Annotated in this window: 9 protein-coding genes; all 9 read left to right on the top strand. The window is 50.2% G+C overall.

The window, feature by feature from the left end; genetic code table 11:
- The first annotated feature begins 578 nt into the window (after positions 1-578).
- The 9 genes from E5331_RS19670 to E5331_RS19710 all read left to right on the top strand — a co-directional run bounded on the left by E5331_RS19670 (position 579) and on the right by E5331_RS19710 (position 12290).
- The gene (locus E5331_RS19670; RefSeq protein ID WP_123484053.1) at positions 579-1859 is read left to right on the top strand and encodes a dihydroorotase; all 1281 of its coding nucleotides are present in this window, start codon (positions 579-581) and stop codon (positions 1857-1859) included.
- Positions 1860-1946: 87 nt separating this feature from the next.
- A complete protein-coding gene (carA, locus tag E5331_RS19675) occupies positions 1947-3035 on the top strand; it encodes a glutamine-hydrolyzing carbamoyl-phosphate synthase small subunit (RefSeq protein WP_123484052.1) in 1089 nt (362 codons plus the stop codon).
- 34 nt (positions 3036-3069) lie between these two features.
- Positions 3070-6255 carry a carbamoyl-phosphate synthase large subunit gene (gene carB, locus E5331_RS19680; RefSeq protein WP_135986347.1) on the top strand — a complete coding sequence of 1062 codons (3186 nt, stop codon included), beginning with the start codon at positions 3070-3072 and terminating at the stop codon, positions 6253-6255.
- A gap of 9 nt (positions 6256-6264) precedes the next feature.
- Positions 6265-7017, top strand: a complete 753-nt coding sequence (locus E5331_RS19685) for a dihydroorotate dehydrogenase electron transfer subunit (protein WP_135986345.1) — start codon at positions 6265-6267, stop codon at positions 7015-7017.
- On the top strand, positions 7008-7934 hold the full coding sequence (locus tag E5331_RS19690) for a dihydroorotate dehydrogenase (RefSeq protein WP_275441320.1): 927 nt from the start codon (positions 7008-7010) through the stop codon (positions 7932-7934). The genes E5331_RS19685 and E5331_RS19690 overlap by 10 nt, the downstream gene beginning before the upstream one ends.
- Before the next feature lie 45 nt (positions 7935-7979).
- Positions 7980-8699 carry an orotidine-5'-phosphate decarboxylase gene (pyrF, locus tag E5331_RS19695; RefSeq protein WP_135986343.1) on the top strand — a complete coding sequence of 240 codons (720 nt, stop codon included), beginning with the start codon at positions 7980-7982 and terminating at the stop codon, positions 8697-8699.
- Positions 8700-8852: 153 nt separating this feature from the next.
- Positions 8853-9491 (top strand): orotate phosphoribosyltransferase, encoded by a 639-nt coding sequence (pyrE, locus tag E5331_RS19700; protein WP_123484048.1) that lies wholly within the window; start codon positions 8853-8855, stop codon positions 9489-9491.
- On the top strand, positions 9488-10576 hold the full coding sequence (gene pyrB / locus E5331_RS19705) for an aspartate carbamoyltransferase (RefSeq protein WP_123484047.1): 1089 nt from the start codon (positions 9488-9490) through the stop codon (positions 10574-10576). Before pyrE ends, pyrB begins: the two co-directional genes overlap by 4 nt.
- Positions 10577-10940: 364 nt before the next feature.
- Positions 10941-12290 (top strand): ATP-binding protein, encoded by a 1350-nt coding sequence (locus tag E5331_RS19710; protein WP_123484046.1) that lies wholly within the window; start codon positions 10941-10943, stop codon positions 12288-12290.
- Positions 12291-12912: the final 622 nt, after the last annotated feature.

A 12912-nucleotide genomic window follows, 5' to 3' on the forward strand; every position in this document is an offset into this window, starting at 1 on the left:
TATTTAAGTTTCGCAAGTTTTCCAACTTGCTTCACTTAAATGGTTTAAGGTTTAATGTTTATGGTTTATGATCATTAAATTTTGTATAATGAAAAGATTCGTGGATTGTCGTGAATCTTAAACCTTAAACTATAAACTTTAAACCACTGAAGTGCAGCTTGCGAAACTTCAGTTATTTGTTAAGTGATCAGACCAAAGGTCCGATTCCATCGTCCGTGGCTGCTGAGATAATATCACAGCGTACCCACCCCAAGAGCGACGTTAAATCACAGACCGAGCGAGTCGGCTTTCATAAAAAATTTTTGCGGAGCGTTGGTAGGTTGTCATTTTTTTGCTAACTTTGCAATCAAAATAAATGAAATGACGGCAATCTTGAAAAGTCGGGTATCTTTTGAGTCTTGTATTATGCACTCAATTGTTGACGGGAGCCAAAACCTTCCGACATACCTCTTTTTTCAGATTTCAAAATATCAAGGCAACTCATTGATGAGTTGCCTTTTTTGCAATCCTGAAGATAGGTCTGCGTCTGACGGCTCCTCTCCGCTTTTCAATGCCTTTTACCCTCTTAATTTGCAGAGATGAGCAACGACAACACTTTATTGATTACCGGTGCCAATGTATGGTGCGACGATAGTTTCCGACTTTGCGACGTAGTTGTCAGCAACGGAATGATAGTTGAGACCGCTGAGAAAATTGATGCCGATAAATATCCCGGATGCAAGGTCATCGATGCTACGGGGAAGTATCTTGTGCCCGGTCTCGTTGATATGCACGTGCATTTCCGCGAACCGGGATATTCCTATAAGGAGACTATCAAGGACGGTAGCGCGGCTGCCGCTGCCGGCGGCTTCACCACCGTATGCACCATGCCTAACCTCAACCCCGCCCCCGATTCTCCCGACAACCTGCGTCGCCAGCTCGACATTATCAACCGCGATGCCATTGTCAACGTCATCCCCTACGCCACCATCACGCGTAAGCGCATGGGACATGAACTTGTGGATTACGCCACTCTCGCCCCTTACGTGGCGGGATTCTCCGACGACGGCACTGGAGTACAGGATGAGGAGGTGATGCGTGCCGCCATGAAAGGTATAGCTCCCACCGGTAAGATACTTGCCGCCCATTGCGAAGTGGAGGCTCTTCTCAACCGTGGATATATCCACGACGGGGAGTATGCCCGCGCCCACGGACATCGTGGCATCTGCTCCGAATCGGAATGGAAGGAGATAGAGCGCGACATCATACTTGCGGAGGAGACCCACTGCCGCCTCCACGTATGCCACATCTCCACAAAAGAGAGTGTTGAGCTGATACGCCGCGCCAAGGAGAGAGGCGTGCTCGTCACCTGCGAGACCGGTCCGCATTACCTCACTTTCTGCGATGAAGATCTTCAGGAGGAGGGTCGCTTCAAGATGAATCCGCCGATACGTTCGCGTGCCGACCGCGACGCGCTCCGTCAGGGCATAATTGACGGCACAATCGATGCCATAGCAACTGACCATGCCCCTCATTCTGCTGAAGAGAAGGGGAAGGGTCTGGAGAAAAGCGCGATGGGCGTGGTTGGACTTGAAACGGCATTCGCAGCCGTCTACACCACAATGGTCAAGACCGGACTGATCTCAATGGAACGTCTCGTGGAAATCATGTCGGTCAATCCGCGCAAGATTCTTGGTCTGCCATGCTCCGATGGCATAAAGGCAGGGAATCCCGCAGATATCACCATCCTCGACACCGAGACAGAACAGATTGTGGATCCCGCTACATTCCGCACAAAAGGACGCGCCACCCCGTATGCCGGCATGCTGCTTCAGGGGAGCATAGCCGCACTCCTCTACAAAGGGGTACAGGTGCTCTGACGCGAAAGCGGTATCCTTGAGTCATTAAGAATGATTCCTACAGTAAGAATAATTTCTACAGTCAAATAATCCTTAGTCAAAAAAAAAATGAAACCTTACACAAAAAAACTTGTGCTCGAAGACGGTCGCGAATTTCCCGGTGTCGGATTTGCATCCGACGTCGAGAGCATCGGTGAACTCGTGTTCAATACGTCGATGGTAGGCTACCAGGAGATTCTTTCCGATCCATCCTACGCCGCGCAGATCATCGTCATGACATATCCGCTGATAGGCAACTACGGCATCACTGATGAAGACTACGAAACAAAGTTTCCCTCCATCGGAGGAATGATTGTGAAGGAAAACAACGACTCCCCCTCCAACTTCCGCTACACAAAGACCCTTGCAGAGGTGCTTGATGAGAATAATATCCCGGCAATGAGCGGAGTCGACACGCGTATGCTCACTCGCATATTGCGTGATGCAAACGGATTGCGTGCCATCATCACCGACATCTCCACGCCGACAGAGGAGGCAGTAGCCAAAATCAAGGCAACCGAACGCCCCACCAACCTCGTCAGCAAGGTCAGCTGCAAGAAACGCTGGTTTGCCCGCACCGCCAACTATAAATACGACATCGTGGCAATCGACTGCGGCATGAAATACAATATGGTGCGTAGCCTGAATGCCCACAACTGCAACGTCACCGTAGTTCCCTGGAACACGAGCGCGGAACAGATCATGTCGTTCAAGCCCGACGGCGTGCTCATCTCCAACGGACCAGGCTCGCCCGAAGATGTTCCGGAAGTGGTTGAGACCATCCGTCAGCTCCGTGGCAAAGTGCCTATGTTCGGCATCTGTCTCGGACATCAGCTCATCGCGCTTGCATACGGTGCAAAAATCGGGGCGATCTCTCCCGGACATCGTGGAGGCAACCATCCTGTCAAGGAGCTTGCCACCGGTAAGGTGCTCATCACATCGCAAAACCACGGATATGCAGTCATTGAGGAATCGCTTGCCGACACCCCTCTGAGAGCTACTCACATCAACCTGCTCGACAACACCATCGAGGGTTGCGAATGCCTTGAAGACAAGGTGATCTCCGTGCAATTCCATCCGGAGAGTGCGCCCGGTCCGCAAGACTCAATATATCTCTTCGACAAATTCATCCGCATGATTCCGGAGATTAAGAAATGATTGCAGGTAAATAATTATTTAAAAGTAGAAGATAATGCCAAAGCGTAAAGATATAAAGAAAGTGATGGTTATCGGCTCCGGACCGATAGTAGTAGGTCAGGCTGCCGAATTTGACTATGCAGGCACCCAGGCGTGCACCGCCCTTAAAGAAGAGGGATATGAGGTGGTACTCGTCAATTCCAATCCGGCAACGATAATGACCGACCCGGAGATAGCACATAAAGTCTACATGGAGCCTCTTACGCTCGAATACGTAGCCAAGATCGTGAGATACGAACGTCCGGACGCCATCGTCCCCGGACTCGGCGGACAGACCGGTCTGAACCTTGCCGTGCAGCTCGCAAAGAAAGGTGTGCTCGACGAGTGTGGCGTGGAGATTCTCGGCACTTCGTTCGACAGCATCGAACGCGCAGAAGACCGTGAGCTCTTCAAAGAGCTTTGCGAGAGTATCGGCGAGCCGGTGCTTCCCAGCGATGTAGCCAACAGTATTGAGCATGGTGTGGAGATCGCCGCAAAAATCGGTTATCCCGTGATTCTCCGTCCGGCTTTCACATTGGGCGGCACAGGCGGCGGCTTCGCCGACAACGAGGAGGAGCTGCGCGAACTGATGCGCACCGCCCTCGAGCTATCCCCCGTGCATCAGGTGCTTGTCGAGAAGAGCATAAAGGGATTCAAGGAGATTGAGTTTGAAGTGATGCGCGATGCCAACGACACCGTGATAGCCATCTGCTCTATGGAGAACCTCGACCCTGTAGGAGTCCACACAGGCGACTCAATCGTGGTGGCTCCGGCACAGACGCTCACCAACAAGGAGTATCAGCTTCTGCGCGACAGTGCGCTCAAACTTATACGCGCATTGAAAATCGAGGGTGGTTGCAACGTGCAGTTTGCCCTTGACCCACTCTCTTTCGACTATTACCTCATTGAGGTCAACCCGCGAGTGTCGCGTTCATCCGCACTCGCATCGAAAGCATCCGGCTACCCTATCGCACGCGTTAGCGCGAAAATAGCAGTGGGACTCCATCTCGATGAGATAGATCTCGGACACGTGCCCGCAAGTTTCGAACCGACAATCGACTATGTGGTGACGAAAATCGCACGCTTCCCGTTTGACAAATTCACCGATGCCTCCAACGAACTCGGCACACAGATGAAAGCCACGGGTGAGGTGATGAGCATCGGGCGCACTCTGGAGGAGTCTCTGCTGAAAGCCGTGCGGTCGCTGGAGACAGGCGTATGCCACGTCCATCACAAGAAATTCGACACCATGCCGACCGAAGAGATGCTTGACTACATCAAGAAGGCAACCGACGACCGCATCTACGCGCTCGCCGAACTGATGCGCCGCGACATCGACAACGGTCTTATCTACAACCGCACGAAAATCGACATGTTCTTCCTCGATAAGATCAAGAATATCGTAGATTTTGAGAAGGTGATAAAAGAGAATCCTTTCGACATCAACGTGCTCCGCGATGCGAAGGTAATTGGATTCAGCGACAAATTCATCGGTCAGCTGTGGGGAGAGAGCGAATCCGGCATCTATCTTCTCCGCAAGAAGCATGACATACGTCCCGTCTATAAGATGATAGACTCCTGCGGTGCGGAATTTCATGCCCGCACGAATTATTTCTATTCATCCTACGAATGGGAAAACGAGTCAATACCGACCGACCGCCGCAAAATAATCGTGCTCGGATCCGGTCCGATACGTATCGGTCAGGGCGTGGAGTTCGACTATTCCACCGTGCATGCCGTATGGACCATACGTCAGGCAGGCTTCGAGGCGATAGTCATCAACAATAACCCTGAGACTGTATCAACCGACCACACGACAGGCGACAAGCTATATTTTGAGCCGCTGACGGTGGAAGACGTGATGAACGTCATCGACCTGGAACGTCCGGAGGGTGTCATCGTCTCACTTGGCGGACAGACAGCCATCAACCTTGCCGAACCCTTGGCGGCTCTCGGCGCACCGATAATCGGCACCGACATCACAGCCATCAGAAACGCGGAAGACCGAGGATGCTTCGAAGCCATCATGGAGAAGCTACAGATACCTCAACCCGAAGGTGTGGCTGTAACCAATATCGAGGATGGAGTGAAGGCAGCGGAACGCATAGGCTATCCAGTGCTTGTGCGACCCAGCTACGTGCTTGGCGGACGCGCCATGCAGATAGTAAGCAACGAGCATAAGCTGCGCCAGTATCTCCAGACAGCCGTCGAGATCAACGTGGAGCATCCCGTGCTCGTCGACAAATACATCATGGGTAAGGAGCTTGAGGTGGATGCCATCTGCGATGGTGAAAACGTATTCGTGCCCGGAATAATGGAGCATGTGGAGCATACCGGAGTACACTCCGGCGACTCCATCAGTGTCTACCCCACTTTCAGCGTCAGCCAGAAAGCGAAGCAGACAATTCTCGACTATACGGTGCGTCTCGGCAAGGAAATCGGCATAAAAGGTCTTTACAACATACAATTTATCGTAGATAGTAAGGAAGACGTATACGTGATTGAGGTAAATCCACGTTCTTCTCGTACAGTGCCATTTATTTCGAAGGCCACTGGAACGCCATTGGCACACATCGCCACCCTCGTCATGCTGGGTCACTCCTTGCGCGACCAGGGCATTGACCGCCTTTATCCGGAGGAGAAGAAACGATGGTTCGTGAAGACTCCCGCCTTCTCCTTCGCCAAGCTGAGAGGCGTGGATTCCTATCTCTCCCCGGAGATGAAATCCACAGGCGAGGCTATCGGCTACGACAAGTCGCTCAAGCGAGCACTCTACAAATCGCTTCAGGCTTCAGGCATGACCGTGGCGAACTACGGCACCGTGTTCGTCACCATCGGCGACTCCGACAAGCAACGTGCCCTCCCGCTGATCCGGCGTTTCTACAAACTCGGATTCAACATCGAGGCAACGAAGGGCACCGCTGAGTTTCTCCGCGCAAACGGCATACGCACCCGTCTGCTCCACAAGCTCAGCGAGGGCAGTTCCGACATCATAGACTCCCTGCGCCAGGGTCACGTCAACTACGTCATCAACACGATGGAGCTGAGTGCCGACCATTCGCACCACGACGGTTATCATATCCGTCGCGCCGCCGTCGACAACAACATCACGGTCTTCACTTCGCTCGAGACTGTGGAAGTGCTCCTCGATGTGCTTGACGACATCACGATGAAGGTCTCCACTATAGATGCAGAAGATTAACCTTTAAATATGAATATCAAAAATAATTATACAGTCATCAGCAATCGACGTCTCACCCATAAGACGTGGGTGATGACGCTTTGCGGCGACACAGGCATGATCAATGCTCCGGGACAGTTTGTCAATATTGCCATACCGGGCAAATATCTTCGCCGCCCCATCTCGATATGTGATTATTCCCACGAGCGCGGAGAGGTAGTGCTTCTCTATGACGTGGTGGGTGAAGGCACCGGAGCCATGAGCGAGATGCGCCCGGGCGACACCGTAGACATGCTCAATGGTCTTGGCAACGGATTCTCCACCGACAGCGGAGCACGCCGTCCACTCCTGCTCGGTGGCGGCATAGGATGCGCCCCACTCCTCAATCTGGCACGCACCCTGAAACGCCTCGGTCAGGAGCCTGTGGTAATTCTCGGATATAACACCGCAGCCGACTCTTTCGGCATGGAGAAATGGTTTGAGGAGATCGGAGTGGAGGCTTACATCGCCACTGTAGATGGCTCTGCCGGAACAAAGGGATTCGTCACCGATGTTATCCGCGAGAAGGGTATCTCCGGTGATTATTTCCATGCTTGCGGGCCGATGCCGATGCTCCGCGCTTTATGCCAGGGTCTGGATATTCCGGGCGAGGTCAGCATTGAGAGCCGCATGGGATGCGGATTCGGCACGTGCATGTGCTGCAGCGTGGAGGCTGCCGTTGGAGCAAAGAGAATCTGTAAGGACGGACCGGTGTTCAGAAAGGAGGAACTGATATGGAAATGAATCAAACTGCAAAAGATCTAAAGGTGACGCTCAGCGGAGTGACGCTACAGAATCCGGTGGTGCCAGCCTCCGGCTGCTTCGGCTTCGGATATGGCATGGCTGAGTTTTATGACATCGACATACTCGGCTCCATCTCCTTCAAGGGCACAACACGTGACGCTCGTTTCGGCAACCCCCTCCCACGCGTGGCGGAGTGCAGCGCCGGACTCATCAACTCTGTCGGACTTCAGAACCCCGGCATAGATACCGTCATCGCCGAGGAGCTTCCCAAGATGCGCGAGGCATTCCATCAGCCGATAATCGCCAATATCAGCGGCTTCTCAATCGATGAATACGTGGAATGTTGCGAGAAGATAGATAAGGAGGAGCAAGTGGCAATCATTGAACTTAACGTGAGCTGTCCCAACGTGCATGGCGGAGGCATGAGCTTCGGCACATGCTGCACCTCTGTAGCTGAAGTGGTTAAGGAGGTGAAAAAGGTTATCACCAAACCCCTCTACGTCAAACTGACCCCCAACGTCACGGATATAGTCTCCATCGGACAATCCGCCGTGGAAGCCGGAGCCGACGGACTATGCCTCATCAACACTCTCTTGGGTATGCGAATCAATCTAAAGACACGCCGTCCGGTAATCGCCAACCGTATGGGTGGCTTCTCCGGTCCGGCAGTCTTCCCTGTGGCTGTGCGCATGGTCAATCAGGTGGCACACGCCTGCGGTGTGCCCGTGATCGGATGCGGCGGTGTCTCATCCGCCTCTGACGTGATTGAGATGATGATGGCAGGCGCGACAGCCGTGGAAGTGGGTGCCGCCAACCTCATCAACCCGTATGCCTGCAAGGAGATAATCGAGAATCTTCCCATCGAGATGGAACGTCTCGGCATAGACTCTCTTTCCGAGATAATCGGTATAGTCTGATATCTACAACCAACAACAATAACCCCTATCCCATACACTCGAAATATGAATGCAAAAGATGTAATAATCGCCTGCGACTTCGGCTCTGCCGATGCTTGTCTCGCTTTTCTTGACAAATTCAAGGATGAGAAGCGCAAACCTTTCCTTAAAATCGGTATGGAGCTTTTCTATGCCGCCGGTCCGGAGATCGTAAGGGAATTGAAGAAACGCGGTTTCAAGATTTTCCTTGACCTCAAACTACACGATATACCCAACACTGTGAAAAAAGCCATGAAGGTACTTTCCGGTCTTGACGTGGATATGGTCAACGTGCATGCGGCAGGCACAATCGAGATGATGCGTGCAGCCATTGAGGGACTCACCCGCGAGGATGGCACACGTCCGCTTCTTATTGCCGTCACCCAACTCACCTCCACATCAGAGAAAGCCATGCGTGAGCAGCTTCTCATCGACGCAAGCATCAACGACACCATCGCCAAGTATGCACAGAATGCCAAAGAGGCAGGTCTTGACGGCGTGGTATGCTCCCCCCTTGAGGCAAGCCTCGTGAAAGAAGCCTGCGGCAACGATTTCATGACCATCACTCCGGGCATACGTTTTGCCGACTCGAAGGCAGACGATCAGGTGCGCATCACCGATCCCGCCAAGGCACGCGAAATCGGCTCCGACTATATCGTGGTGGGACGTCCTATCACAGCAGCAGAAGATCCCGTAGCCGCATATCACCGTTGTGTGAAGGATTTTCTTGCAATCGATCTTGATTGATCAGCGTGTAGTCATCAGCATGAGATTCGTTTCACGTGTTTCATTCGTTTCATTTGTTTCACGTGTTTCATTTGTTTCACGCGTTTCATTCGTTTCATTTGTTTCACGCGTTTCATTCGTTTCAAACGTTTCATAATTCATAAAAAACAAACAATGGAAACAACTGCAAAAAAAGTAGCAGCCGAACTTCTCGGCATCAAGGCTGTATTTCTCAGCCCCGCAAAACCATTCACATGGGCAAGCGGCATAAAGAGTCCGATTTATTGTGACAACCGTCTTATCCTCACCGCTCCAAAGGCGCGCAAGGTAGTGGAAGAGGCTATCGCCGCCACTGTGCGTGAGAAATTTCCGGAGGCAGAAGTACTTATGGGCACGAGCACTGCGGGCATCGCCCACGCAGCCTGTGCAGCATGGATCCTTGACATGCCGATGGGCTACGTGCGCGGAGGTAATAAGGACCACGGACGTGGCAACCGCATCGAGGGTAAACTTGAAAAGGGACAGAAAGTGGTGGTGATTGAAGACCTCATCTCTACAGCAGGAAGCTGCATCGAGGTGGTTGAGGCTCTTCGTGAGGCAGGTGCAGACGTGCTCGGCGTGGTCAGCATCTTCACCTACGGTATGCAGAAAGGTCTTGACCGTCTTGCAGCAGCCAACGTCACCAATTATTCACTCTCTAACTTCAACACTCTCTGTGAAGTGGCAGTGGAAGAGAACTACATCACTCCCGAGGAGGAGGTGCGCCTGAAGAAATTCATGGCAAATCCCTCTGATGAATCCTGGATGGCATGAAACACCTGATTGACCCCACCGACCTCTCCAAGCAGGAGCTTGAGGAGATCATCGACCTTGCCCTCGATATAATCGACAACCGTGAGAAATATTCGGAAAAATGCAAGGGTAAGAAGCTCGCCACGCTTTTCTATGAACCCTCTACCCGCACGCGCCTCAGTTTCACCGCTGCAATGATGGAGCTTGGCGGCAACGTGCTCGGTTTCTCCGATGCCAAGAACTCATCGGTGAGCAAGGGAGAGACGTGTGCCGACACGACAAAGGTGATAAACTGTTTCGCCGACATAATCGCCATGCGTCACTTTGAGGAGGGTGCTGCGACAGTCTCCGCGATGAACTCCCGCATACCGGTGATCAATGCCGGCGACGGTAGCCACAGCCATCCCACCCAGACGCTGACCGACCTTCTGACCATCAAGCGTGAGATCGGACGCTTCGACAATATCACCATCGGATTCTGCGGCGACCTGAAGTTCGGACGTACCGTCCACTCACTCATCAAGGCGTTGTCTCGCTACGAGGGTGTTAAAGTGGTGCTGATCGCTCCGGAGCAACTCCGTCTGCCTGACTATATGAAGCAGGAGGTGTGCGATATGCACGGTGTGCCGTATAAGGAGGTAGACACTATGGAAGAGGTAATGGGCGAGCTTGACGTGCTCTACATGACCCGCGTACAGAAGGAGCGTTTCTTTGACGAGGATGAGTATGACCGTGTGAAGGATTTCTTCGTGCTTGATGCGGAGAAGTTGAAGAGTGCGCGTCCTGAGATGAGAATCCTGCATCCGCTGCCACGCGTCAACGAAATCAGCGTAGACGTTGATGCCGATCCGCGTGCCGCATATTTCCGTCAGGTGGAGAATGGCAAATTCGTGCGTATGGCTCTCATCGTGAAGCTCCTTGAATGGGCAAACGACCCGACTAAGACCACAGAGCTTGTGCCGAAGGATGCAGTGCGCAACAAGTTTATCTGCCGCAACAAGCGTTGCATCTCGAATATGGAAGTGGGCGTAGACAGTCTATTCCGTCCGGCACACGACCATTCCGGTGATTACCGTTGCGTATATTGCGAGTCAAAACCGAAATAAGCCAAAACGACACTTATTCGCAAAATAAGCGTACAGAAAAGGCTGCCGATTCACATCGACAGCCTTTTTAACTTTCTAACTAACCTAACATCATGAAACGATTTTCTGTAATTATAACACCCGCTATTGCCATTCGGTTCATCAACGAATAAAAAAATAGAGTATTAAACTCTATTGAATAAATTTTAATTCCCCCACCTCCGAAACATAATCTTGCATGGAGTTTTGAATTTCTTGTTTTGGGGATTTCATATAAAAATGATGTATTGACCAATATGCCAAATTAGCCTTTTTCAGAGGATCGTACAAGTCTAAAATAAACTGTTCTATTGTGTATGTCAAGATTTTGAAGTAATTTTGCGATATGAATCAAGAGAACCAGAATATAGAGCATAAGCGTATCTGGAAAGACGAATATCTGAAATGGGTATCCGGATTTGCCAATGCTCATGGCGGCAAGATATACATTGGCATTGACGATGATTTGAGTGTTGTTGGTGTGGACAGACTCCATCAGCAACTGGAAGATATTCCCAACAAGATTATCAACAATACCGGAGTTTTCCCAGAAACCAATCATCTCGTGATGGATGGCAAGGATGTAATTGAGATTATAATTGACCCATCAGGAATGCCGATCTCTTACAAAGGTGTATATTATTTTCGTAGCGGTGCTACAAAGCAAGAACTTCGTGGCAACGCTCTGCACCAATTTCTCTTGAAGAAAATGGGATTGAATTGGGAGGATATACCATGCGATGGCACAACTATTAATGATATCGATAAAAGTGCCATCGATTACTTTTTGGACCATGCCATAAAGGAGGGTCGCATGGAGGCGGACTCACGAGAATCCTCAAAAGAGGAAGTTTTGTCAAATTTAGGTCTTATAAAAGGTGGTATTCCTACAAACGGAGCGGTGTTGCTATTCGGCAAATATCCACAACGTCGATTCGTCACATCAGGTTTTAAGATTGGCAGATTTGGCACCGATGATGCAGATTTGCTAAACCAAGATTTGATTGAAGGGAATTTGATTCAGATGACAGATAGAATTATTCAAGTGCTGAGCAGCAAATATCTTATCCGTCCGATTCATTATGAAGGTCTACATCGTAAAGAGCCACTGGAAATACCGGAAGACGCATTACGCGAGATAATATTCAATAGTATAGTCCATAAATTGCAAATCGGCACATGGAATCAGATGAGCATATATGATGATCATATCCGCTTATGGAACGAAGGTGCTCTACCTGAAGATTACACTGTTGAAACCCTTATGAGCAAACATACTTCCAAACCTCGCAATCCCAAAATGGCTCAAGTGTTCTATCGTGCCGGATTTATTGAAGCATGGGGACGTGGGTACGAGAAAATAATGAGGGAATTTGACAAATTACATCTTTCCTATCCTTCATTCACTGTTGAACAAGGAGGTGTAACAGCCATTATTCCACGAGAAATTTTCGTATCTATACGAGGCGACCAGAAACCGACCAGAAACCGACCAGAAACCGACCAGAAAACCGACCAGAAGAATCGTATTGTAGAACTGTTAAAGACTCATCCTACAATTTCACGTTCAGAGTTAGCAATAGAACTCAATATCCACGAAAGCAGTGTAAAACGGCGTTTGGAAGCCTTAATGAAAGAAAACCGTATCAAGCGATATGGACCCGACAATGGAGGCTCATGGAAAGTGATTGAGTAAAGAGGGCAAGCTGCACCACTTTGATAAAGGGGATGCGTTTGTCTGTGTCGGTCATGTGATGCAATATTTATTCCATATAAAATCGGGCACCATAAAGGATGCAGAAAAGGCTGCCGATTCACATCGACAGCCTTTTTAACTTTCTAACTAACCTAACATCATGAAACGATTTTCTGTATTAACATCCGCTGTTGCCATTCGGTTCATCACCGAATGAAAAAATTTTTGAGAATATCACATATCTTCCGACCTACATCACACAATTTCTATAAAATCACTGCATTTTTTGCATTTTAGGTATGGAGAAGTTCAACATATACATAGAGCATATTAAGCCGGTGTTTTGGTGGGAACTATGTGTGAGCAAAATACTTACAAATTGGTTAGACACTGTCTGACCAATTTGTAAAGATTGATTCCATAAAAGACAGACAGGGTCTGCCCTTTGGGGTCAAATTCAGCAGATACCATCCGCTGAATTGGAGTTGGTTCAAATTCTTACAGCCAATCTTTCTTAGTCATACATGGAGCATATAGAGCCAGAGTTTTGGTGGGAGGCTTCCGGATGCAGAAAAGGCTGCCGATTCACATCGACAGCCTTCTTAACTTTCTAACTAACCTA

Source organism: Lepagella muris, from assembly GCF_004793975.1.
In the GTDB taxonomy this organism is placed as follows: domain Bacteria; phylum Bacteroidota; class Bacteroidia; order Bacteroidales; family Muribaculaceae; genus Lepagella; species Lepagella muris.